The following is a 24,755-nucleotide window of genomic DNA, read 5'->3' on the forward strand; positions in this document are numbered from 1 at the left end:
TGAACTATTCCTAATTTACACAGATTACCGGCAGGAAATCAGGAAATATCTTCGCTTTTCTGCCAAATATCTATATATCAATTATCTATACAGATGAAAAAACCGTCCCGGATATCCCCGGGACGGCCACCTGATTACATGGTTTTGTCAAAAAAGATCAGCGGTTAACAAGGATCCTCGTTACCTGTACCTGCTCGCCAGACTGTACCCGCAGGAAGTAAAGCCCGGACGGCAGATCGCCGATATCGATCATTCGGTAATTCCTGCCTTTCATCAGGTCCGTCTTGCCCTGATAACGGATCCTGCCCTGAAGGTCTACCAGCTGCACACCCGCCGGACCGCTCCTGTCCCAGTCTACCCAATATTGCAGCTGTCTGCCAAGGATACACCAGAGGATATCAAGCCAGCGGTCCTTGCCAGTCATAATTACTGTCCGCAAAGGACTGTATTTCACCGTGCCATCGAGGCCGGTCTGCTTCAGGCGGTAATGCGCGATGCCCGGCCATGGATGCTCGTCATAAGCCAGGTAGCTCACAGGCGAGCCGTAAGTGCCATGCGCGGCCACCGTATCTACCGCCTCAAAAGTGCGGCTGTTACGGGAGCGCTCAATCACAAAATTAGCGCTGTTGATCTCATACGGCGTATTCCATGTCAGCAGCACCTTGCCGCCATCTGCCCTGGCGTCAAAGCCATTCAAAGGTAAAGGGTTGGCCAGTATATTCAGGTTGTAACGGCTCAACACCGGGTAGTGATCGGTAGTGGTAGTGCCATAACTCGCCACCAGCCTGGCCACCTGCGTCTGTATCCGCGCAGAACCCGGCAAATAGGCCACGCCCACCTCGTCAGAGGAAATCACATTGTCAATCACAGAGGCAAAGCTCACCGTGGAACGATCGCCCTCCAGGCTCAAAGGCAGCGTCAGTGGGCGATAATGCACACTGTCACTCATGAAATCGATATAAGAGGTGGTCGTATCCGGCGCCAGCTCGGTTGTAATTGTTTTGGAGAGATCATCATTAAAATCTCCCAACATAATAATATTGCTCAAGGGGTACTGCGCATCCAGCGTATCTTTCAGCTCTTTGTTCCCATCTTTCCGGCGATGCCAGGCCGTGATCTTCTCAGCCTTGGTGCCCGTATTGGCCTTGGCGTGCAACAGCACAAATTGCAGGCGGGCGGAATCATTGTTCAGCGTAGCCTCTGCCTCCATGAGATAAGGGAAGCGACCGGATGACCAGTTATAGTAAGCATTGCTGCTGCCGCCCTGCCGCAATACGCCATAGGTGCGCACTTTGCGGATCACGGAGTTTTTATAAACGAAAGCGAGTTTCTGTGCGCTTGCATAATCCACATCGGTGATGCTGTCGGCATAAGAACCGAAATCAGACAGCACATAGCTGTATCCCGGCAACTGCGCCACCACGGCCCGGAAGCGGGCAGTGTCCACCACTTCGGCCAGCGCAAATACATCGGCATCGAGCTTTTGCAGGATGGTGGTAACATTGGCCTGTTGCAGACTGTCGTTCACCGGGCCTTGTACGGGGCTGCCAAACCATTCGATGTTCCAGTTCACTACTTTCAGTGAGCGCAGCGAAGTACCGCTCAAGGTAATATGGTTATCGGTGAAGCCTGGCGCGCTGAAAGCAAGCGCGCTGCTGTAAGCCTGGTTGCTGGCGCCAGGTGCAAAGCGCACCCAGATGCGTTGCGGGCCGGCATTCAGCTCTGCCTGTGTAAAGCTCACGCTGCCGCTAAAGCTGCTGCTGTCGCGCGATACCTGGAATCCGCTGCCAGCGCTGATATTGGCGTTTCCGGTAAAATCGTTGGCCCAGAAATCAACCGCCTGCGCGGCCGAGGTCTGGCCGGCTTTCACATAGTCAAAATCCAGTGAGGCCGGGCTGTAGTTCAAAGTAGGCGCAGGCGCAGCGCTGGTGTCGGCAATGCCCACATCGTCGATGGTCCACCGGGCTGCACCTGCCGCCGGCGAAGAAGTATATACAAAGGCGATGTACACGCTGTTTTGTTTGAATGCAGCGAGATTGATACCGGCAGACAAAGTCCATACATCGCTGCCTCCCGCCGGGAAACGGCCGTTCACCCTGGTCCAGGTGGCTGTACGCGGATCGCTGCTGCCGTCATAATCTGTAGATACTTTTAATGTCAGCCCCGGCCCGGTAAAGGCAGTCCGGCTGCTGAAATGCAATAAGGGATACTGGAAGGCGCTGAAGTCGAAGGCCGGAGATATCAGCCAGTCTTCATTCTCCACCGCTCCACCGCTGTAGCCATTGATCTGTACGCCATTACTGTTGTTCTGCCCGAAGGTGGTACAGCCCCAGAACTGTGCGCCGCTAACGCTGTACTGGCGGAACCCTCCGCTGAGCAGGCCGCTGCCGCCGGGCGTGCAGTCGTTGAAGTTAAAGCTCAGCGCCTGGTCGCCGGTGGCAAAATGCCACTGGGTGCTATCGCTGATGCCGGCGAAATCGTTGCCCGACAAGTCTTTCACCACGCCGCTATCGGCAGTGATGTAATAATCGCGGTGCGGTTTCAGCACTGTTCTCAGGGTAAGGATATTGTTGATAAGCTGCACACTGGCGCTGTTCACAGCAAACGATTGTGTTGTGCCATTGCTGTGCAGGACGATATTTCCGGCGCCTGCCTGAATATTTTCGCTGAATGTAATACTGATGGGTGTCACCGGAGATACGCCGGTAGCGGCATTCGCCGGATTGAGGGCGCTCACGGCAGGCGGTGTAAAATCGCCGCCGGTGCCCTTGGCGGAAAAGTTATCCACCGCAAAGCTGGGGCGGGAGCCGCCACCGCTGATCTGGCGGTTCACCCAGCGGAGTTCTACTACTGGCTGGTTGTTACAAGCGGGTGGCAGCACCACCTGCCTGTTAACACTGTTCTGCGGTATGGTAATACCAGCGCCGGTTTGCGTGGTAGTGTTGTTTTGGTATTCCGTTCCGCTGATATTGGTGAAACTACCGCTTACGCCTATACGATATTGTAACACTACTTCGTTGATACGTGTATTGGCACTGCCGTCATAAGGATTCCTGATGGTCATTACGTCATAGCTCACAGTGATGTTGTTGTCGCCGCTGGTATTGATGGCCACCACCAGGCTGTTGTCGACGCTGCCGCTGTTGAGGAAGCCGAGCTTGCCGGCATAATTCCAGACGCCATTGGCGGTGCTGGAGGCGCTGCCATTGGGCGCCAGGGCCTTGTCGGCCGCCGCAGGCGCTGTATTGAAATTGCCGGAAGGAGCGCCGCTCAAGGTCCAGCCCAGCCAGCCGGCAGGGTAAGTATTGGCCGCCGCGGGCAGCGCATCAAAATCCTGCTGATAGGGCAGGGGCTGCGCTACAGGGTCTGTTTGAGCCATCGCCAGCCGATTGAATAAAATACATGACAGGAAAAAAATAGTGCGTAGAGATTTGTTCATAGATTGATTTTAGGTTCGGGGGAATACAGTACTTTGGTTTGATAGATAAATTTACCATTTTGATCAAGAATCTAATATGATTATTTTGTTAATTAGAGAAGATAATTAATATATCTTGTCAACTTGTCAGCCAGATATCTGCTGGCATAACCTTTGACTCTACCCGCAAAAAAATCAGTTAGCCACATGCAAAAAGGAGCAATACGTGTTCAGACGGAAAATATCTTTCCGATCATAAAAAAATTCCTCTATTCAGACCATGAAATCTTTATCCGCGAACTGGTAAGTAATGCGGTGGATGCCACACAGAAACTGAAGACCCTGGCCAGCGTAGGCGAATTTAAAGGCGACCTGGGTAACATCGACATAGAAGTAAAACTCGACAAAGAAAAGAAAACCATCACCATCGCCGACCATGGTATTGGTATGACCGCCGAAGAAGTGGATAAATATATCAACCAGGTAGCATTTTCCGGCGCGGAAGAATTTCTGAAAAAATATAAAGGACAAGAGAATGGTACCAACATCATCGGTCATTTTGGCCTCGGTTTCTACTCTTCCTTCATGGTGAGCAGCAAAGTGGAAATATTCACCAAATCCTGGAAAGACGGTGCAGCCGCCGTACGCTGGGAATGCGATGGCAGCCCGGAATACGAACTGGAAGAAGTGAGCAAGGAAGAAAGAGGCACCGAAATCGTGATGCACATCAACGAAGAAAGTGAAGAGTTCCTCGATGAAACCCGCATCCGCTCTATCCTTGAGAAGTTCTGTAAGTTCCTGCCCGTTCCGGTGAAATTCGAAGGACAACAGATCAATAACACCCATCCCGCCTGGACTAAAAAGCCTAGCGAACTCACTACCGAAGATTATCAGAATTTCTATAAAGAATTATATCCTTTCGCAGAAGCGCCGCTGTTCTGGATACACCTGAATGTAGACTATCCGTTCAATCTCACCGGTATCCTGTATTTCCCGAAGATTACCAAGAGCTACGAAATTCAGAAAGACAAGATCAACCTGTATTCCAATCAGGTGTATGTAACCGACGAGGTGAAAGATATCGTGCCCGAATTTCTCATGCTGCTGCATGGTGTGATCGATAGCCCGGATATCCCGCTGAACGTGAGCCGCAGCTATTTGCAAGGCGATCCCAATGTGAAAAAAATCAATGCGCACATTACCAAAAAAGTAGCCGATAAACTCGATGAAATTTTCCGTAACGACCGCCAGGACTTTGAAAGCAAATGGGAGTCCATCGGCTTGTTTGTGAAATATGGTATGATGACCGACGACAAATTCCTCGACAAGGCTAATAAATTCTTGTTGATGGAAGATGTAGCAGGTGGTAAATTCTACACACAGGAAGAATACCGCGCCGAAGCCGCAGCACTGCAAACCAACAAGGAAAATAAATTGGTGATATTGTATGCTACCAATCCTGTGCAACAGGATAGTTATGTACAAGCCGCCAGGAACAAGGGTTTCAAGGTAGTGAAGATGGAGACGATGGTAGACGCTGCCTTCATCAACAACATCGAAATGAAATGGGATAATGTGCAGTTCACCCGCGTGGATGCCGATATTGCTGATAACCTGATCGATAAAGACGAAAATGCAGCTACCGTATTATCACAGGAGCAGGAAGGCACGTTGAAAGAACTTTTCGGCAAACAGGTTACACAACCTAATATCAAAGTGGAAATGAAAGGCCTGAGCGGAGAAGCGCAGCCGGTGATCGTTACACGCCCTGAGTTCATGCGCCGTATGAAAGACATGGCAGCCATGGGCGGCGGCGGTATGAACTGGTATGCTGCGATGCCCGATGAGATCAATATGACGGTGAATGCGAATCACCCGGTTTATCTGCAGATCCTCGCGGAAAACAATGCCGCCTTGCAGGAAAAACAGATCAGGAACCTGGCCGACCTCGCGCTGCTGTCGCAGAACCTGTTGACTGGCGCAGATCTTACCGCGTTTGTAAACAGAAGTGTGGAGTTGATGAGCAACAAATAAAATAAATCATTCCGATTTCCGTTTTTGCAGAAAGAAGATTGTAAAACCTGGTCCCGGCGATAAGCCGGGACCTTTTTCGTTTATAGCAGTTATATGAAAAAAAGAACAATTAAAATTTTAAGCCATGTCTTTGTGTTGAGCATGCTCGCACTTTTCTCCTGTTCGAAGAAGTCGGAACCCGCGCCCGACAAGCAACCTACGCCACCGCCACACGAAGATGTGTTCCCGCCGCAGACTCCCGGCATCACTGCGCATAAACTGGACAATCCTTCCTGGAATATCAGCAATTACCTGCTGTATATTCCCGATGGCTACAATGAAAGAAAGGATTATAAGTGGCCTGTCGTGATCTTTCTGCATGGGATAGGGGAAATAGGCAACAATGTGGAGGTATTACGCAACGTTGGCCTACCCAAAGTAGTGGCCGGCAAGCCTTTTGTGATGGTGGCGCCGCAATGCCTTAGCACCTGGTGGAACCGGGATGCATTGAACAGTTTTTATAAAGAAGTGATTGGCAAATACCATACAGACAGTACCCGCGTATATCTCACTGGTCTTAGTATGGGCGGTTTTGCCACCTGGGACTGGGCCGTTTTCAATCCGGAGAAATTCGCGGCCATCGTACCTATCTGCGGTGTTGGTGATCCCGCGATGATGGAGAAGCTGAAAAGCATGCCGGTATGGGCTTTTCATTGTGCAGATGATCCTACTGTGAATGTAAGCGGATCAAGAAATGCGGTGAATGCATTGAAAGCGCTTGGAGGTAATGTACAATACACAGAATATCCTACCGGCGGCCATGATGCCTGGACGCGCGCTTACGCCACACCAGATTTATATACCTGGTTGCTCAAACAACATCAATAGTTATCTGATATCAATCACTTTTAATTGCAGGCTGGTATGGCCGTTCCATTCATTTTCATCTACCGTGAAAACCATATCAAACGGGCGTTTGCTGGAAACGATCGGAAATTTTTCTGACATATAAAATCCTATCCCCGACATGGTAGGTCCCGTGCGGCCCTGCTTCACTGAAAATTTGATATGCTCTTCTTTTACGAGCCTGGAAAATCCTGTGTCAACCAGGTTGCGTGCAAGAAAAACAGGCCGCAGATTGTCTGGCCCTAAAGGCTCGAATTGTTTGAGGATATTGAAGAAAGGCGTAGTGATGTCATTGAAGAAGATTTCTGTATCGATCACGATCTCCGGCACCAGCTGATCCGGCTGAATTGTATTGGCCACCACTTCTTCGAATTTTTCCTGGAAAGCCTTTACGTTCTCGGGTTTGAGCGTCATGCCGGCGGCGTAGAAATGTCCGCCATAATTTTCAAGAAGGTCTTTGCATTGATGGATGGCTTCGTATACATTGAATCCCATCACGGATCTTGCAGACCCGGCTACTTTATCGTTGGATTGGGTGAGGATGATGGTAGGGCGATAATAATATTTATCGATCAGTCTCGACGCTACGATGCCTACTACTCCTTTGTGCCAGTGTGCCTGGTACAATACGGTAGATTTTTTTTCGGCCAGTGAAGCATCATTCTGGATGAGGTTTATGGCTTCTTGCGTGATCGTGTTGTCGATCTCCTTACGGTCGAAATTATCTGCGTGCAATACTTCTGCGATAGCGAGCGCTTTATCGGGATCATCTTCTATAAAGAGATTCACTGCTTTCCTGGCATCATCCATTCGGCCTGCGGCATTCACGCGTGGCGCGATTACAAACACGAGATTGGAGATGGTGAGTTTTTCTTTCAGCGCGCTGAGTGTGATCAGCGCTTTGATGCCGGGGAGCGGATCTTCATTTACTTTTTTGAGTCCGTGAAAAGCGAGTATCCTGTTTTCGCCGGTCATAGGTACGATATCCGCTGCGATGCTGGTGGCAACGAGGTCGAGATACTTGTTGGCCGCGGTTTCCGGCAGGCCTCTCTTTTGTGCGAAGGCGCTAACGAGTTTATATCCGATACCGCATCCGCTCAGTTCTTTATAAGGATAGGGGCAGTCGTATTGTTTAGGATTGAGAATGGCTACAGCGGGCGGCAATATAGCATCCGGGAGGTGGTGATCACAGATGATAAAATCGATGCCTTGTTCTTTTGCATACGTAATATGTTCTACTGATTTGATGCCGCAGTCGAGTGCAATGATCAGGCTGAAATCGTTCTCCCTGGCGTAAGTGATGCCTTGCATGGAAATACCGTATCCTTCGCGGTAGCGGTGCGGGATATAAAATTCGATATTATTATACAGCTCATGAAGAAATGCGTATACGGTTGCAACGGCAGTGGTGCCATCTACATCATAATCGCCATAGATCAGTATTTTCTCATGACGGAAAAAGGCCAGCTCGATGCGGGAGATGGCTTTGTCCATGTCTTTCATGAGCCATGGATCATGCAGGTCTGTCAGAGCAGGGCGAAAAAACTGCCGGGCCGCTTCGTAGGTATGGACGTTTCGCTGTACCAGCAGCCGGCATAGCAAGGGATGTATGCGTAACGACGACTGCAGCAGCTGTTCCTGTTTTGGTTGATATGCTTTTACTGTCCAGCGCTTTTGCATTATACGTTCAAATATCTTTTAAAGCAGCATTTTACATTTATTATTTTACATTTTCTGATTTTTCTTTTTAGAAAGTTCTGTCGGTAGTAAAGCGGACAAGCGATTCCAGGCCGTTCCTGATCTCGCTTTCCGGGAAGCGGTGGAGTATTTCCAGTGCTTCGTCGCGGTACTGGAGCATTTTCTGGCGGGTGTAGTCGATGCCGCCGGAAGCCTTTACCAGCTGGATTACTTCATCTACGCGTTCTTTATCCGTGTTCTGATTTTTGACGATATAGATAATGCGTCTGCGGGTTTCGGGAGAGGCGTGTTGTAAAGTATAGATGAGTGGCAGCGTCATTTTTTTCTCCCGGATATCAATGCCGGTAGGTTTGCCAATTTTAGCAGATCCGTAATCAAAGAGGTCATCTTTGATCTGAAAGGCGATGCCTATCTTTTCACCGAAGAGGCGCATCTGGGAGGTGGTATGTTCATCGTTGGTGGTGCTCCATGCGCCGGCAGCGCAGGCGGAGGCGAGCAGTGATGCGGTTTTGCAGCGGATGATTTCGAAGTAGATATCTTCTTTAATATTGAGCTTGCGTGTTTTTTCTATTTGCAGGAGTTCGCCCTCGCTCATATCTTTTACTGCTTCAGAAAGTATTTGCAATGTTCTGAAGTCATTATTATTGAGGGAGAGGAGCAGTCCTTTGGAAAGGAGATAATCGCCCACGAGTACGGCGATCTTGTTTTTCCAGAGGGCGTTGATGGAGAAGAGGCCGCGGCGTTGGTTGGCATCGTCTACCACATCGTCGTGAACGAGCGTGGCAGTGTGCAGCAGCTCTACGAGTGCGGCGGCGCGGTAGGTGCTTTCCTGGATATCGTTGCTGAAAAGTCTGGCAGACAGTAATACGAACATGGGTCTGATCTGCTTTCCCTTGCGCTTTACGATGTAGTGCATAATGCGGTCGAGCAGTGGCACATGACTTTTTACCGAATCAGCAAACTTATTTTCAAAATCTTGTAATTCCTTACCTATCAGGTGTTTAATATCATCCATGGACTAAATAAAAAGGTTTGCTAAGCTAGGTTTAAAATGTCAGATTTTAACATTTTGGCCTTTAATTTGTATAAGGAGTATAACATTCTCTTAACAGGAGATATACTTTTCGTTAACACCGTGAATGTGACAATCAAAATTGCCGTATAAAAAAGGTATACAAATAGTTTCAATTAAGTACTAGTATTGAAGCACTTATCAATGAAAATAATATTGCAAGAAAAATTTGTATATTCATTTATGATTTTTACCTTTGCTTGGTAAAAAACGGGTTATTAGTAAATTTTTAACAGTTTTTAAATAAAAAACAATTATGGCAAGCAAAAAGTACTTATTACTGGCAGGCGCAGCGAGTTTACTGGCGGTGTCTACTAGTTTTGCACAGGTTCAACCTACCGGCTACGATGCGCTGGATTCCTCCAAAGTGGGAGGTAAAAGGTTGGTGCAGCAAAACGCCTTCCTGAACCATCAGTCTAACTTCCCGGCAAAACCAAGGGATATGTGGGAACTGGGTCTCCATGGAGGTCTCCACCTGATCGACGGTACGGTACCTGCAAGACCAGGTTTCGGTGGTGGTATCTCCCTGAGAAAAGCACTGGGTCATACATTCTCTTTAAGAGCTGAGTATACCGGTTCTTTTGACTATGGTCAGGATTACAAACTCCGTCCTGCTCCTCCTACTGCTCCTGGTGAACCTAATCCTTGGGCTAAGACTGCTGCCCTGAACGGCGGTATGATCATCCCGAACTACAAATCAGCTAACCACCAGCTGTCTTTGGACGTTCTGGCTTCTCTGAGCAACATCCTGTTCTACAGAGCAGAACCTAAAGTTAACTGGTATGTACTCGCTGGTTACTCTATCGTACTGGCTGACGTAGACGTTGACGCTGTTGACGGTAATGGCAATGGTTATCAATATGACCCAGCCAGACTGAATGGCAAACGTTCTGATATCAGAAGCTACATCAAGAGCATCCAGGACAAAAAATACGAATCTAATGCTCCTTCTCAGGGCAACAGAATCGCTATTGGCCGTCATGACAACAACCAACTGCTGCGTCACGCACTGGACGTAGGTACTGGTGTTGCCTTCAAAGTTTCCAAACGCTTCAACATCGGTCTGGAAGAAAAACTGACCATGCCGTTTGATGCTTACCTGGATGGTTATCCTGGTCCTGGTGGTTCCTCTAAAGATTTCTATTCTTACACCAACGTTCGTTTCAACTTCAACCTGGGTAACGCTAACAAACGCGTTCAGCCTCTGTGGTGGATCAACCCGCTGGAATACGCTTACAGCGAGCTGTCCAACCCTCGTCACATGAAACTGCCTACTCCTGTTCTGCCTGATGCAGATGGCGATGGCGTTACTGATCAGTTCGACCGCGAACCTAACACTCCTGCCGGTGCACCTGTTGATTCTCACGGTGTAGCTAAGGATACTGATGGTGACGGTGTTCCTGATTACAAAGACAAACAGCTGATCACTCCAACTTACTGCCAGCCAGTTGACGCTGATGGTGTTGGTAAATGCCCAGATCCTGAATGCTGCAAAAACATTAAACCAGAAGCAACTTGCTCTAGCCTGGTACTGCCTAGCGTATCCTTCAAAGGCAGCGCTACTAAAGTTTCCAAAGAACAAGAAGCTATCCTGTCTAGCGTAGCATCTACCCTGAAAGCTAATCCTTCTTGCAACGTACTGGTTACCGGCCACGCTGGCGCCAAAGGCAAGAAAGGTGGTGTGGACCTGAGCAGCCGTCGCGTTGATTCAGTTATCGACTACCTGGCTGACAAACAAGGTATCGATCGCGGTCGCTTCATCAAACAAAACACTCCTGGTGAATCCGGTACTGTTGACTTAGCTCCTGCTAACTAATATGTATCACTCACTGAGATGATAATTTTAAAAGTCCTCCGTCCTCAAGACGGAGGACTTTTAGTTTCTTCACATTGGAACAGCCGAGCCCGTTCGGCGCCTGTAGCAGAACTTTGTTCGGTATATCAAAAAAGCCTAATTTTGATGGCTTTTTTAATCAATTTTTAATTACGTGGGAATAAACATTAACAGGGTATCCCTGGCAGGTTTAGTAGTAGCGCTGGGTATTATATACGGCGACATCGGAACCTCTCCGCTCTATGTTTTTAAAGCCATCGTAGGAGGTAACCCCATCAGCGACCTTCTTGTTATCGGCGGCATTTCCTGTATCATCTGGACACTGACGCTCCAAACCACCATTAAATACGTTATTCTGACGCTGCGGGCCGACAATAAGGGAGAAGGCGGTATCTTCTCGCTATATGCGCTCGTAAGGCGACATGCCAAGTGGACCGTTATCTTCGGCATGATCGGTGGCGCGGCACTCCTGGCCGACGGCATCATCACACCACCTATCACTGTTACCTCTGCCATCGAAGGGCTGCGCACATTGGAGGTATTTAAAGACCTCAGCCAGCTAACCATCGTCAAGATCGTACTCACCATCATTACCGGGTTGTTTATCATGCAGCAGTTCGGAACCGTATCCATTGGCCGCCTTTTCGGGCCTATCATGGTATTGTGGTTCTCTATGCTGGGCATACTGGGTATCTCCCACGTAGCCGACGACCTCAGTATTTTCAAGGCTTTCAGCCCGCATTATGCGATAGAATTACTCACCACCTATCCGAAAGGATTTCTGATACTGGGCGCCGTGTTCCTCTGTACTACAGGGGCAGAGGCGCTCTACTCCGATCTTGGGCACTGCGGCCGTGGCAACATCCGTATTTCCTGGATATTTGTCAAGGCCTGCCTGATCCTCAACTACCTCGGCCAGGGCGCGTGGTTGCTCACACAGAAAGGACAGATACTGCCCAAAGACCAGAACCCGTTCTTCACCATCATGCCGGAATGGTTCATCATATTCGGGGTGCTCATCGCCACTATGGCCTCTATCATCGCCAGTCAGGCCCTGATATCCGGCTCGTTTACGCTGATAGCAGAAGCCATGAGGCTGAACCTTTGGCCCAAAATGAAAGTGAACTATCCCACTGAAGAACGCGGACAGCTCTATATTCCAGGCATCAATACCATGTTGTTTGTAGGCTGCGCCACCATCGTGCTCCTGTTCCAGGAATCATCGCATATGGAGGCGGCATACGGCTTATCGATCACCATCTGTATGCTCATGACATCTTGTCTTTTTGCCTTCTATCTATATACCCGAAGGGTTTGGATCGGGTGGATATTACTTTACCTGGTCGTCTATTTTACGATCGAGTTTTCCTTCCTCTTTGCGAACCTAGTGAAGTTCATGCACGGCGGTTATGTAACGGTAATAGTGGCCGGTGGCCTTTTCCTCGTAATGATCGTATGGTTCCGTTCCAGGAAGATCAAAAACCGCTATGTGGAATTTGTACGACTGGAAGATTATCTGCCTATCATACAGGAACTCAGCAATGATACTTCTATCCCGAAATACGCCACCCATCTCGTTTATATGAGCAGTGCCGATAATCCCAAAGAGATCGAGCACAAGATCATCTACTCGATATTGAATAAAAAACCGAAGCGTGCAGATATCTACTGGTTTGTGCACGTGGATGTAGTGGATGAACCTTATCTGAGTGAATACTCTGTGCAAACGATCATTCCCAATGAGGTGATCCGCGTGGAATTCAGGCTGGGATTCAAAGTGGAACAACGTATCAACCTGATGTTCAGGATGGTGGTGGAAGATATGGTACGTAACAAGGAAGTGAATATCACCAGCCGTTATGAGTCGTTGAGCAAGAACAATGTGGTGGGCGACTTCCAGTTCATCGTGATGGAAAAATTCCTCTCTCATGATAATGATCTGCCGCTGTATGAGCGCATGATCATGAAAATGTATTTCTTCCTTAAGAAGATTAGTTTGTCGGAAGAAAAGGGCTTTGGCCTCGATTCCAGCTATGTGACCATCGAGAAATATCCGCTGGTAGTAGCGCCTGTGACAAATTTGCAATTACGTAGAATCGTTCACTGATGTGAGGGGTTTCGGATTTTTTGATTTTCGGATTTACTTCTCTCTCTGAAAAACAAAAATTTTTATAGATATTGAGGTTTGCTTTAAATCCAAAAATCAAAAAATCCGAAAATTCTTAAATACTGATATGGTGAACAAATTTTTTGGCATGCTGGTATTACTGGCATTGCAACAAAACGTATGGGCGCAATCGGCCGCCATCAAGGATTACAAGGAGTTGCCGGACCCCCGGCCCGTTAACCAGGCTTCCTGGAATGCTATTACAGATCAGCAATTACATGTTGCATTCGGCACAGCCGATACCCGTTATGAAAAACGTAACGCACCTGATGCTGCCACACTCAGCGATAGCTGGACCGGCAAGGCATGGAAAGGAGAGCGCATCCACACCCAATTGCTGCTGTGGAGCAAGCAACCCGCACAAGCAGTGAGCATACAGGCGTCTGACTTACAAGACGGCAAAGGCAACAAAATACCCGCCAGCGCGATTACCACCGGCTTTGTGCGTTATGTGATCACTGATGAACTGAATAAAGACGGCACCGGCTGCGGCTATCGCAAAGCAAAAGATTTCGATTCTTCTCTCGTGGCCGATGGCATTGACATCATCGCGCAGCGTAATATTCCCGCCAATACCACACAGCCGGTATGGCTGAGCATACAAGTGCCGGGAGCCACGCTGGCAGGCACTTACAAAGGAACTATACGCGTAAAGTCAGGCAACAAAGTAAGCACACTGCCTTACCAGGTGGAAGTAGTGAACCACACGTTGCCAGCGCCGAAAGACTGGAAATTCCATCTCGATCTCTGGCAAAGTCCGGACGCTATCGCTCGCGTATATAACGTGAAACCCTGGAGTGACGCGCATCTCAAGGCGATGCGACCATACATGAAAATGCTCGCTGATGCCGGTCAGAAAGTGATCACTGCTACCATCATTTACGATCCCTGGAATGCACAGACCGAAGATGTTTACAGCACCATGGTAAAGTGGACCAAAAAGAAAGACGGCAGCTGGGCGTATGATTATACCATCTTCGATAAATGGGTGCAGTTCATGATGGACCTGGGCATCCGCAAGGAGATCAACTGCTACAGCATGATCCCCTGGAACCTGAAATTTTATTACTATGATGAAGCCAGTCGCAGAGACACTTTCATTGTGGCCAAGCCCGGCAGCGCCGAATACACGGCACATTGGCAGCCCATGCTCAATGATTTCGTGAAACATCTGAAAGCAAAAGGCTGGTTCAACATTACTGCCATCGCGATGGACGAAAGGCCCATGGATGCGATGCAACAGGCCCTGACAGTGATCAGGAAGGCCGACAAGGACTTCAAAATTTCACTTGCAGGCAGTTACCATGCGCCGCTTGCCTACGACATTTACGACTATTGTATTGCCTCCGCAGAACTGTTTCCGGATGATGTGATGAAAACACGCATCGGAAAGGGATGGCCTACTACTTTTTATACGTACTGCCATGAGGGTTATCCTAACACCTTTACGTTCTCTCCGCCCGCAGAGGCGGCGTGGATGGGCTGGTATGCTGCTCACAAAGGCTATAACGGTTACCTGCGCTGGGCCTATAACAGCTGGGTGAAAGATCCCTTGCTGGATTCCCGTTTCCGTTCCTGGGCTGCCGGCGATACTTATTTCGTATATCCGGGACCGAGATCTTCCATCCGTTTTGAGCGCCTGCTGGAAGGGGTGCAGGATTATGAGAAGATCAGGATATTGAGAGAAGAATTTAAGAAGACGGGTAATACGGCTGCTGCGGCGCAACTGGAAGCGGCGCTGGAGCCTTTTCAGCTGGAAGCGTTGAAAACTGCGCCAGCGGCGGATATGCTGAATAAGGCGAAAACAATTTTGAACAGCTTGTAATAAAGAAAAATCCTCCGGGGAACCGGAGGATTTTTTTAACACAACTAAAAAACAATCAAATGTCCGAAAGAAATTTTGCTATGCTCATCAATCGGGCTTTTTCCCATCTAAAAAGGTATTGATAGTATTAATTTCTGTTGGATTATTCTGGCTCTGGTCGCCGCTTACAGTGTAGTTGGAATAGAAATGTTCGGCGGAGCCGGCACCATTATCCAGGTTTACGTTTCGGCGCAGATAAGCAGGCACATTTTCAATTTCCGCGTTATTATCCATGTTCTTCACATTGAAGCTGATGCTGCGTAATTTGGCTACTCTTTCGGCCTGTTTGCGTTTTTGTTCTTCCAGGTCCTCGTAGCTGTTATGCATGGGAACTTCCGGTGGCAGCGGTGTGTGATTGTTCTCACCTTCCTCTTCTTTATACACCATTTTCATTTCCTGCGGTGGGTTGGCAGCACCTTCCACATAGATATGAGCGGGCCTGTTGAGGTATCCGCCGGCGCCAGCTACGGGTTGTGGCTGGATCACGTTCACGTTGTTATTCACGTTCACCTGCTGCATTTGTGGCATCTGCTGTACAGGCTGTTGTTGTATCGGTTGTTGCGGCATCGGCTGCTGCTGCATCGGCTGTTGCTGAACCGGTTGCATGGGCTGTTCCTGCGCTTGCGGCTGTGCGGCTGGTACCTGCTGGATATTGAGCACATAGTTCTGACGTGCAGGAGCGATCGGCGCCTGTTGCTGTACCGGTTGCGGAGCGGGCGGCGTATAGGCCATTACCGGCTCAGGTTGTGGTGCAACGGGCTCCATGAGGCGTGGCGCCATCAGGTCTTGCGGTTCCTGGAACAGCAGGCCCTGGCTCTGTTGCGTGTTCATTTTTTTCTCGTCGCCATCTCTGCCGAGTTGCATTACGATCTTGGGTTCGGTGCGCTCGGGATTAGCGGGCGCCATCTTCATCTGCTGTATCGGTTTCTGTTCGAAGCCGGTGGCGATGATGGTTACACCGAGTTTTCTATCGAGCACCTGATCGTAGCCAACACCAAGGATCACATCGCAATCCTCGCCGGCCTGGCTTTGTACGTAGGCCTGGATGATATCCATTTCATCGAGGGTGTGTTCAAATTCACCTTCGGAAGAGGAGATGTTGATGAGTATCCATTTAGCGCCGCGGATATCATTATCGTTGAGCAATGGAGAGGTAAGCGCCTCTTCGATGGCTCTCTGGGCGCGGTTTTCGCCTTCTGCCACGGCGGCGCCGAGGATGGCTACGCCACCATTGCGCATAACGGTGCATACATCGGCAAAGTCCACGTTGATCTGACCGGTGGAGTTGATCACATCGGTGATACATTTGGCTGCGGTAGCGAGCACGTTATCCGCTTTTTCGAAAGCGGCCTTGAATTTCAGGTCGCCGAATTTCTGGCGGAGTTTATCATTGGAGATGATGAGCAGGGTATCCACGTATTCTTTCAGTCGGGAAACGCCTTCATCAGCTTGCAGCATTCTCTTTTTTCCTTCGTAAGAAAACGGGGTGGTAACAATACCAACGGTGAGGATACCCAGTTCTTTACATATCCGTGCGATGATAGGCGCGCCACCGGTGCCGGTACCGCCGCCCATACCAGCAGTGATGAATGCCATTTTGGTATTCACCTCCAGTATCTTTTTGATTTCTTCAAAGGATTCTTCTGTGGCCTGCTTACCAATTTCGGGGTTGGCGCCGGCTCCAAGTCCTTGCGTGAGGTGCGGCCCCAGCTGGATCTTGTTGGGCACGGGGCTGTTTGCGATAGCCTGGGCATCGGTATTACAGATAATAAAATTCACTCCTTCAATGCGCTGGCTATACATATGATTCACCGCATTGCTTCCGCCACCACCAATCCCGATGACCTTGATGATAGAAGATTTTTCCTTAGGAAGATCAAAATGTATCATGACTCTATCTCTTTTATGGGTTAGTACGATTAATTAATAATGAGCTTATATGGTTCAAGCGCTTTTGTATTATGTTGTTACTGTGGTTCATCTGTCTTTCATTATTAATTATCGTTCGTAATACTTATTTATATTAAACGTTTGCTGGTTACAACAATTGCGCCACTTACAGATTTACAGTTTTGCATCTTCTTCTTCTGTAAACATGTCGATGATCTTTGTTTTCATTTTATCGAGGAAGTTCTTCAATGAGGCATTCCTCTCTTTTGCTTTCCTGTCTTGTATTTCCTGGCTGCTGGGTGTATTTTCTTCTTCCCATTCCTCTTGTGTTGCGTATGATTGTGCGGCCTGTTCTTTCGCGAGGTAGCTGGTATTAATTTTTATATAATTTTCTTCCAGTGCCTTGCGATCGTTTTCGTAATCGTTGTAGCCTTTGAGTATCAGCCCTACGCAGGTGGCGTACATGGGTTTGGTGAGTTCATCGATATGACCACTGGCGAGGTGTTCATTCGGGAACCCGATGCGTGCGCTGGCGCCGGTGGTATATTCCGTGAGCTGGATCAGGTGCTTCAGCTGGGAGCCGCCACCAGTAAGGATAATACCGCCATTCAGCATTTTGTTGTCCATGCCGATCTGTTTGAGATGATACACTACGAAGTCGAGTATTTCACTCATACGGGCCTGGATGATATGGGCCAGATTTTTTACAGATATCTCTTTCGGGCTTTGTCCGCGCAGGCCGGGAATAGTAATGTAGGCATTGCTTTTCGCTTCATCGGCGAGTGCATAACCGAACTGTACTTTCATCTGCTCTGCCTGTGTTTTCAACACACCGAGGCCGTTTTTGATATCGTTGGTGATGTTCTCGCCACCGTAAGGAATCACGGCTGTGTGTTTGAGGATGCCTTCGTAGAACACGGCGAGATCGGTGGTACCACCGCCGATATCCACGATTGCAACGCCTGCTTCAAAATCCATATCGCACATCACCGCTGCAGCAGAAGCCAGTGGCTGAAGTACCAGGTCGCGGATCTTGAGGCCTGATTTTTCCACGCTGCGGTTGATATTGCGGATAGCGTTCTTGTCGCCGGTGATGATGTGGAAATTGGCGCCCACTTTCACACCCGACATCCCGATGGGATAGGTGATATTCTGGAGGCTATCCACAATATATTGTTGAGGGATCACATCGATGATCTGATCGCTGGCAGGGATAACGGTCTTGTACTGGTCATTGATCAGCTGATCGATATCTTTCTGGGATATTTCCGCATCGGTATCTGAGCGGACGATATCGCCACGGGTTTGCAAACTTTTGATATGATGACCGGCGATGCCTACGTATACTTCGTTAATCTCCAGGTTGGGGTTGGATGCATAACAATTTTCCAGGGCTTGCCTGATTGCCTTGATCGTTTGATCGATGTTGAGCACCATACCGTGCTGTACACCGAACGATGTGGCTTTACCGAATCCCAGGATTTCCAGTTTCCCGTATTCATTCTTCCGTCCTGCAATGGCAGCAATCTTCGTAGTACCTATATCGAGGCCTACAATGATAGGAGCTTCCTGATTCATGGCGTGTGTTGTTTTTTTGATGTGTTAACAGATTTATTCCCTGGCTTATACACTGCTTTGGGTTGTGGCTTGTGCGCTGCTGCTTTTTCTTTTTCTCTTTCCTTTTTCACAGGTGCTTTGTGCGCGGGCGCCTTCGGTTTCGATTTGGCTTCCGGAGCGGGTTTATGCACTGGTTTGGCCACTACAGGATGTTCCGGTTTTTTGTCGGCCACATGCTGTGATGAATCTGCCATATCCGAGATGGGCGCCTCATCGGGGCCGGATATTTTCAGGCTGTCCCTGAATACCGGCTGTAGCGGCGCTACGCCATCCTTGCGGGTGCACACCACTTCGTTTTCGAAAGCGATGTTAATGCGTGAATAATTATTCCATCCTACTTTATTCAATCCTTCCTTGTAAAAAGCCAGCAGTTTGGTAAATTTTTTATCGATATCGTTTCCTTCGCCGAAAGCGATCACGTGATCACCGAGTTTGGGGATGAACTCAAACTTGCGGTCGGGCGTGATCATCAGTTGTTCTACCTGCGCCATCCAGAAGGGCGATTGCAGGATGTAGCTGCCCATGTCCACCACTTGCGCGGAGAGCAGGCTATCTGCTTTCTGCAACTTCTCAGCATCAGTAGGGAAACCCGTGAAAACCGGTACCCTGGCGGCATAGCGGGAAGACACCGGAATCCTTTCGCCCGCCTCATCCAGGTAAAAACTGTTACCGGAGAAAGTGAATACACGGGCAACCGGTTCGCGTTGTGTGACTTTGATATTCAGCTGACGCTGGTTATCAAAATACAGTTCGGCATTTTTCACCCAGGGATCGGTGCTGATGATATTTTCCAGCTGCCGGATGTCGATGCTGCCGATCGGTTTGCCTACAGGATTCAGGTTCTTGTCTTTGGTGAGCAAGGCCTTGATATCTTTTGCTTCGATGAAGAAATTATCATCGCGGCCATTGAATTTCACCTGTATGCTTTTACACTTGCTTTCGTCTTTTACTTTGTTGGCGGCTACCAGCAATACTACAAAGCCGGTGAGCGCGCCGCCCCAGAGGGCCGCGATGCCGAGCTTTTTCAGTATGTTGGTAGCTTTGGACATTTAGTGATTTATTGATTTACGGATTTGTGAATTGTATGGGTGTTTTGTTGTTTATTTTTTTATTTGTTTGATTTGATCTTTTAGTTGATCGATGTCGCCTGCGCCGGCAGTGATCAGTAATGGCGTTTCGTGATCTTTCAGCCAGTTGAGCGCTTCTTCTTTCTGCATGATCTTCACCGCTGCGGTCATCTTCTCTGCGATCATCTCGCTGGTAACGCCCGGTATGGGCAGTTCACGTGCGGGATAGATGGGGAGCAGTATCACTTCATCCGCGAGGGAGAGGCTCGCTGCGAACCCGTCTGCCAGATCGCGCGTGCGCGAGAACAGGTGCGGCTGGAAGATCACCGTGCATTGCTTTCCGGGGAACAGCGCTTTGGCGCTGGTGATGAGCGCCCGCAGCTCTTCCGGATGATGTGCATAGTCATCGATATATACCTGACGATCATTTTTGATCACATATTCAAACCTGCGTTTGATACCTTTGAAAGAGGCGAGCGCCGTCCTGATCTTATCTGCATCAATACCCAGCAGGTGTGCCACGGTAATGGCTACCACTGCGTTTTCCACATTGTGCATACCACCGATGTGCAGTTGCAGCTTGTCGATCATCCAGTCTTTCTGCATCACATCAAACTCATAACCGCCGTTCACCATGCGGATATTGGCGGCATAAGCATCGGCAACATCATTCTGCAAGCTGTACAACAGTTTGTTATCTGCCCGCAGCTCTTTATCGCGATGAAGGCCGAAACGCGCAATCAGCGTGCCTTTGGGCTTGATGTTGTGCGTATATTGGATAAAGGCGTCTTCCATGGCTTCCGGTGTACCGTAGATATCCAGATGGTCTGCATCCATCGCGGTGAGCACGGCGATATCCGGATTTAATTTCAGGAAAGAGCGATCGTACTCATCTGCTTCTATCACGGCTACCGCTTTATCACTGCTCCAGAAATTCTTGTCATAATTCACGCTGATGCCCCCCAGGAAAGCATTGCAGCCATATCCGCTGTTGGTGAGCAGGTGTGCGATCATGGTAGACACGGTGGTTTTACCATGCGTGCCTGCTACGGTGATGGCGAACAGGGAGCGGGTGATCTCCTGTAGTACATCGCTGCGTTTCACTACTTCATAATGGTGATCACGGTACCATTGCAGCTCTGTATGTGCGGCAGGTATCGCCGGCGTGTATACGACGAGGTTAGCGTCCTTGTCTAACAGCTGGATATCGTCAGTGTAATGGATCTGCATACCTTCGGCCTCCAGTTGCCTGGTGAGTGCGGTAGCGGTGCGGTCGTAGCCACTTACGTGCACGCCTTTTTCATTGAAAAAGCGCGCAATGGCACTCATCCCGATACCACCGATGCCGATGAAATAAACCCTTTGTATGTTGTTCAAATCCATATTTCTCCTAGTTCCTTATTATACTCAATGCTTCTTTTGCGATTACCATATCAGCGTTGGGATTGCCCAGCGTGCCGATATTTTTTTCCAGTTGCTCCATCAGGGCTTTGTTCTGAAGGAGACTGAATAATACATCACCCAGTTTGTTCCTTACTTCATCATCTTTGATGATCATGCCGGCGTTTTTGTTGACCAGGTTCATGGCGTTGGAAGTCTGATGATCTTCTGCGGCGAAAGGATAAGGCACAAATATCACGGGCTTCTTCACTACGCAGAGCTCTGCGATGGCGAGCGCGCCGGCGCGTGATAATACTACGTCTGCTGCTTTGTAGGCAAAGTCCATCACGTTGATGAACTCATACACTTTCACGTTGGCCGCGTAAGGCGCTGCGGCGGCAACAGCAGTTTGATAAAACGGTTTACCGGTCTGCCATATCAACTGGATATTTTTCTCCTTCAGCGCCGGCAGCAGGGGCTGCAAGGCTTCGTTGATAGATTTGGCGCCCAGACTGCCGCCTACGGCGAACACTGTTTTCTTTGCCGGGTCCAGCTGGAAGTACTGCAAGGCGTCTTCTTTGGTGACGGCCGACTGTGTAATATTATTTCGTACAGGGTTGCCCGTTAGTACGAGCTTTTCTGCCGGGAAAAACTTTTCCATACCATCGTAGGCCACACAGATCTTTGCGGCTTTGCGGCCCAGTATCTTGTTGGACTTGCCGGCAAAGGAGTTCTGTTCCTGTATCAGCGAGGGGATGCCTCTTTTCTGCGCTGCCCGCAGGATAGGGAAGCTGGCGTATCCTCCCACGCCGATCACTACATCGGGCTGGAACCTTTTCAGGATGGCCTTTGCCTGTCCGAGGCTTTTCAGGATCTTGAAAGGCAGCAGGATATTTTTGAAGATATTGCTGCGGTTAAAACCAGCGATCTCCAATCCTTCGATAGGATAGCCAGCCCGCGGCACTTTCTCCATTTCCATTTTTCCTTTGGCGCCTACGAAGAGGATGTCAATGTCCGGTTGAATTTTTTTCAACGCATTCGCAATAGCGATTGCCGGGAAGATATGTCCTCCGGTACCACCACCTGCTATGATCACTTTGCGTTGCATATTGTTTTTTATACGATTGATTTTAAATAGATACGAATTATGCTACTACTTCGTTTTGTTGTGCCATCACCCTTTCGAGCCTTTCTTTCTCTGCCTGTTTACCTTCCATCTCTTCCACATTCCTCGCCACACTCAGAATAATGCCTATAGCGAAACTGGTAAACAATACCGAAGAACCACCCATGCTCACCAATGGCAGCGTAACCCCTGTAACCGGGAACAGGTGCACGTTTACAGCCATATTGGTCAGCGCCTGTATCACCAGTGTAACGCTAAGCCCCACTGCGAGGAAGGCGCCAAAAGCGTAGGGGCATTTCCGGTAGATGCGTATGCTCCGCAACAGCAGCACCATATACGCAGCCAGTATGAGGAAAGCGCCGAACATCCCGTATTCCTCTATGATGGTAGCATAGATATAATCGGAATAGGCATGCGGTAAAAAGTTACGTTGTGTACTGTTACCGGGGCCTTTGCCCATGAAGCCGCCGCCAGCGATGGCGATATTGGCCTGTTGTACCTGGTACGGCGTTTCGGTATGATCGTCGTGCATGAAACTTTCAATACGTTTAGACCATGTTTCCGTACGCATTTTCATACCGGATACTTTGGCTACAAAGAACATCAGCAATACCAGTACCACGCCTGCCGCCACCATGGAAGCCAGGAACCTGACCGGCACCCTGCCGATGAAGCACAGCAGCATACAGCTGGCGCCCAGTAGCAAAGCGGTACTCATGTTGGCCGGCATGATCAGGATGCAGATCACGCCTACAGGGATAATGATCGGCAGAAATCCTTTTTTGAAATCATTGATCACATGTTGCCTGCGTGATAACTGCCTGCTTACATACATGAAGATGGCGAGTTTGGCCACGTCCGATGTCTGGAAGGTGAGGTTGATGATCGGCAGGCGTATCCACCTGCTGGCATCGTTGATGTGCGAACCGAAAGCCAGTGTGTACACCAGCAAGGGGATCGACAACAGGAAGCCTATCTGCGCCACGCGCGAGTAAATCGTATAATTCACACGGTGAGCGAAATAGATGATCAGCAGCCCCATGACCAATACCGTGAGTTGTTTGAGGAGATAATATTCGGTATGACCGCCTCTTTCACGATAAGCCAGTGAACCGGTAGCGCTATATACAGCCAATAAGCTCACCAGCGACAGGAAAACCACTATCGTCCAGATAACTTTATCGCCTTTAGTTCTATATAGCAAACCGTTCATTTATTTAGGTATTTCGGTATTTTTTGATTTATTTATTGTATTGGTGTTTTGTTGTTTATTGATGTTTTTGTTGTTTGTTTTTTTGTTGATGAATTATTTTGATGACAACCTTTTACCATTTACCCATTATAGTTCTTTTACTGCCTCTTTGAACTGGCGGCCGCGGTCTTCATAATTTTTGAAGAGGTCGAAGCTGGCGCAGGCAGGGGAGAGCAGTACTACGTCGCCTTTGTTGGCGAGGCGTAGTGCGGCTTGTACCGCGTCGCGCATATTGCTGGTATTGACCATGGTGGCGGTGTCTTTGGACAAGGCCTCCTGTATGGGGCGGTTGTCTACGCCGAGGCAGATGATCGCTTTTACTTTTTCTCTCACAAGATCGCGGATGGCGCCGTAGTCGTTGCCTTTATCAACGCCGCCCATGATGAGCACGATCGGTTTCTCGATGCTTTCCAGTGCAAACCATACGGAGTTGACGTTGGTGGCTTTACTGTCGTTGATAAAGTCCACCCCGCGGATAGAAGCCACATACTCCATTCTATGCTCGAGGCTTTTGAATGAGGTAAGGCTTTCGCGGATCTTTTCATTCCGGATATCCATGGTTTTGCCTGCGATTCCTGCTGCCATCGAATTATATAAATTGTGTTTTCCTTTAAGTGCCAGGTCGTATATGGATACGATGACCGGGTCTTCATCTACCTTCAGGTGCATCTGGCCCTTGTCGACAAAGCCGCCTGCTTTCAGTGGTTTCATGATGGTAAAAGGTATTGATGTTGAATAAATGGGTTGCTGCGACAGATGCTGCATGATCTCCGGATCATCCATGCAGTACACGAAATAATCTTCTTTCGTCTGGTTCATGGCGATCCTGAATTTGGAGGCTACATAGTTTTCCATTTTGTACTCGTAGCGGTCCAGGTGATCAGGCGTAATGTTCAGCAGGATAGCTACATCGGGTTTGAATTCCCGGATGTCATCCAGCTGGAAGCTGCTAACTTCAATCACATAATACTCCGCTGGTGCGGTCGCCACCTGCCGGGCATAGCTGACGCCAATATTGCCTACCATGGCCACATCCAGGCCAGCGGTCTTGAAGATGTGGTAGGTGAGGGCCGTAGTGGTGCTCTTGCCGTTGCTGCCGGTGATGGCAATGATCTTTTTACCTTTCGAGAAACGGTAGGCCAGCTCTATCTCCGAGATCACAGGTATGCCTTTTTCGCGCACCTTTTTCATCAGTTCCGATTTTTCAGGGATGCCAGGGCTTTTCACGATCTCGTCTGAGCCCAGTATGATATCCCAGGAATGATGTCCCTCTTCAAAAGATATCTGGTTTACCGCCAGTTCCTGTTTGTAATTGTCTTTGATTGTTCCTCCGTCTGATACAAAAACTTCATACCCCTGCTGCTTTCCCAGCAAGGCTGCACCAATTCCGCTTTCTCCAGCTCCTAATATGATCAGTTTATGTGCCATTACGTTTAGTCTTCTCCGTTAGT

At 48.9% G+C, this 24,755-nt stretch carries 15 protein-coding genes; 5 read left to right on the forward strand and 10 right to left on the reverse strand.

From position 1 onward, the window contains the following. Nucleotides 1–157 precede the first annotated feature (157 nt). Nucleotides 158–3,379, reverse strand: coding sequence for an Ig-like domain-containing protein (locus FPG75_RS02240; RefSeq protein WP_161596633.1), 3,222 nt, complete (start codon nt 3,377–3,379; stop codon nt 158–160). Nucleotides 3,380–3,625: 246 nt separating this feature from the next. Between FPG75_RS02240 and htpG the strand changes: the two genes are divergently transcribed. Together htpG and FPG75_RS02250 are read left to right on the forward strand one after the other, a co-directional pair. After that, nucleotides 3,626–5,452: a molecular chaperone HtpG gene (gene htpG, locus FPG75_RS02245; protein WP_143304922.1), complete on the forward strand. Its 1,827-nt coding sequence runs from the start codon at nt 3,626–3,628 to the stop codon at nt 5,450–5,452. A 93-nt stretch (nt 5,453–5,545) separates the two neighbouring features. After that, on the forward strand, nt 5,546–6,319 hold the full coding sequence (locus tag FPG75_RS02250) for a carboxylesterase family protein (protein WP_143304924.1): 774 nt from the start codon (nt 5,546–5,548) through the stop codon (nt 6,317–6,319). On the opposite strand, the gene recJ is transcribed toward FPG75_RS02250, so the two are convergent. Together recJ and FPG75_RS02260 are read right to left on the reverse strand one after the other, a co-directional pair. Then, nucleotides 6,320–8,017 carry a single-stranded-DNA-specific exonuclease RecJ gene (gene recJ, locus FPG75_RS02255; RefSeq protein ID WP_143304926.1) on the reverse strand — a complete coding sequence of 566 codons (1,698 nt, stop codon included), beginning with the start codon at nt 8,015–8,017 and terminating at the stop codon, nt 6,320–6,322. It abuts the gene before it with no gap. Between the two features lie 67 nt (nt 8,018–8,084). Then, nucleotides 8,085–9,050, reverse strand: coding sequence for a polyprenyl synthetase family protein (locus FPG75_RS02260; RefSeq protein WP_143304928.1), 966 nt, complete (start codon nt 9,048–9,050; stop codon nt 8,085–8,087). A gap of 313 nt (nt 9,051–9,363) precedes the next feature. On the opposite strand from FPG75_RS02260, the gene FPG75_RS02265 reads away from it, so the two are divergent. The 3 genes from FPG75_RS02265 (at nt 9,364) to FPG75_RS02275 (ending at nt 14,933) form a co-directional block, all read left to right on the forward strand. After that, nucleotides 9,364–10,923, forward strand: coding sequence for an OmpA family protein (locus FPG75_RS02265; RefSeq protein ID WP_143304930.1), 1,560 nt, complete (start codon nt 9,364–9,366; stop codon nt 10,921–10,923). Nucleotides 10,924–11,095: 172 nt separating this feature from the next. Continuing rightward, entirely contained in the window at nt 11,096–13,048 is a 1,953-nt protein-coding gene (locus FPG75_RS02270) for a KUP/HAK/KT family potassium transporter (protein ID WP_143304932.1), read from the forward strand. 127 nt (nt 13,049–13,175) lie between these two features. Beyond that, a complete protein-coding gene (locus FPG75_RS02275) occupies nt 13,176–14,933 on the forward strand; it encodes a DUF4091 domain-containing protein (RefSeq protein WP_143304933.1) in 1,758 nt (585 codons plus the stop codon). A gap of 87 nt (nt 14,934–15,020) precedes the next feature. Here the strand turns inward: FPG75_RS02275 and ftsZ are convergent, their stop codons facing one another. The 7 genes from ftsZ to murD all read right to left on the reverse strand — a co-directional run bounded on the left by ftsZ (nt 15,021) and on the right by murD (nt 24,732). Beyond that, nucleotides 15,021–16,862, reverse strand: coding sequence for a cell division protein FtsZ (gene ftsZ, locus FPG75_RS02280; RefSeq protein ID WP_143304935.1), 1,842 nt, complete (start codon nt 16,860–16,862; stop codon nt 15,021–15,023). A gap of 174 nt (nt 16,863–17,036) precedes the next feature. Then, entirely contained in the window at nt 17,037–18,440 is a 1,404-nt protein-coding gene (gene ftsA / locus FPG75_RS02285) for a cell division protein FtsA (protein ID WP_143304937.1), read from the reverse strand. After that, nucleotides 18,437–19,528, reverse strand: a complete 1,092-nt coding sequence (locus tag FPG75_RS02290; protein ID WP_143304939.1) for a cell division protein FtsQ/DivIB — start codon at nt 19,526–19,528, stop codon at nt 18,437–18,439. Before FPG75_RS02290 ends, ftsA begins: the two co-directional genes overlap by 4 nt. Nucleotides 19,529–19,579: 51 nt before the next feature. Then, the gene (murC, locus tag FPG75_RS02295) at nt 19,580–20,929 is read right to left on the reverse strand and encodes a UDP-N-acetylmuramate--L-alanine ligase (protein WP_143304940.1); all 1,350 of its coding nucleotides are present in this window, start codon (nt 20,927–20,929) and stop codon (nt 19,580–19,582) included. Nucleotides 20,930–20,936: 7 nt separating this feature from the next. Continuing rightward, nucleotides 20,937–22,034 (reverse strand): undecaprenyldiphospho-muramoylpentapeptide beta-N-acetylglucosaminyltransferase, encoded by a 1,098-nt coding sequence (gene murG / locus FPG75_RS02300; RefSeq protein WP_143304941.1) that lies wholly within the window; start codon nt 22,032–22,034, stop codon nt 20,937–20,939. A gap of 37 nt (nt 22,035–22,071) precedes the next feature. Further along, nucleotides 22,072–23,265: an FtsW/RodA/SpoVE family cell cycle protein gene (locus FPG75_RS02305; protein ID WP_143304942.1), complete on the reverse strand. Its 1,194-nt coding sequence runs from the start codon at nt 23,263–23,265 to the stop codon at nt 22,072–22,074. Nucleotides 23,266–23,391: 126 nt separating this feature from the next. After that, nucleotides 23,392–24,732, reverse strand: coding sequence for a UDP-N-acetylmuramoyl-L-alanine--D-glutamate ligase (gene murD, locus FPG75_RS02310; protein WP_143304943.1), 1,341 nt, complete (start codon nt 24,730–24,732; stop codon nt 23,392–23,394). Nucleotides 24,733–24,755 lie beyond the last annotated feature (23 nt).

It is taken from the genome of Chitinophaga vietnamensis (assembly GCF_902167635.1).
In the GTDB taxonomy this organism is placed as follows: Bacteria; Bacteroidota; Bacteroidia; order Chitinophagales; family Chitinophagaceae; genus Chitinophaga; species Chitinophaga vietnamensis.

Bases quoted from the DNA above. Each gene is read 5' to 3' on its own strand.
- murD (WP_143304943.1), bottom strand. From the start codon at position 24,732: ATGGCACATAAACTGATCATATTAGGAGCTGGAGAAAGCGGAATTGGT.
- ftsA (WP_143304937.1), bottom strand. From the start codon at position 18,440: ATGAATCAGGAAGCTCCTATCATTGTAGGCCTCGATATAGGTACTACG.
- FPG75_RS02305 (WP_143304942.1), bottom strand. From the start codon at position 23,265: ATGAACGGTTTGCTATATAGAACTAAAGGCGATAAAGTTATCTGGACG.
- ftsZ (WP_143304935.1), bottom strand. From the start codon at position 16,862: ATGATACATTTTGATCTTCCTAAGGAAAAATCTTCTATCATCAAGGTC.
- FPG75_RS02275 (WP_143304933.1), top strand. From the start codon at position 13,176: ATGGTGAACAAATTTTTTGGCATGCTGGTATTACTGGCATTGCAACAA.
- recJ (WP_143304926.1), bottom strand. From the start codon at position 8,017: ATGCAAAAGCGCTGGACAGTAAAAGCATATCAACCAAAACAGGAACAG.
- murG (WP_143304941.1), bottom strand. From the start codon at position 22,034: ATGCAACGCAAAGTGATCATAGCAGGTGGTGGTACCGGAGGACATATC.
- FPG75_RS02260 (WP_143304928.1), bottom strand. From the start codon at position 9,050: ATGGATGATATTAAACACCTGATAGGTAAGGAATTACAAGATTTTGAA.
- murC (WP_143304940.1), bottom strand. From the start codon at position 20,929: ATGGATTTGAACAACATACAAAGGGTTTATTTCATCGGCATCGGTGGT.
- htpG (WP_143304922.1), top strand. From the start codon at position 3,626: ATGCAAAAAGGAGCAATACGTGTTCAGACGGAAAATATCTTTCCGATC.
- FPG75_RS02265 (WP_143304930.1), top strand. From the start codon at position 9,364: ATGGCAAGCAAAAAGTACTTATTACTGGCAGGCGCAGCGAGTTTACTG.
- FPG75_RS02240 (WP_161596633.1), bottom strand. From the start codon at position 3,379: ATGGCTCAAACAGACCCTGTAGCGCAGCCCCTGCCCTATCAGCAGGAT.
- FPG75_RS02290 (WP_143304939.1), bottom strand. From the start codon at position 19,528: ATGTCCAAAGCTACCAACATACTGAAAAAGCTCGGCATCGCGGCCCTC.
- FPG75_RS02250 (WP_143304924.1), top strand. From the start codon at position 5,546: ATGAAAAAAAGAACAATTAAAATTTTAAGCCATGTCTTTGTGTTGAGC.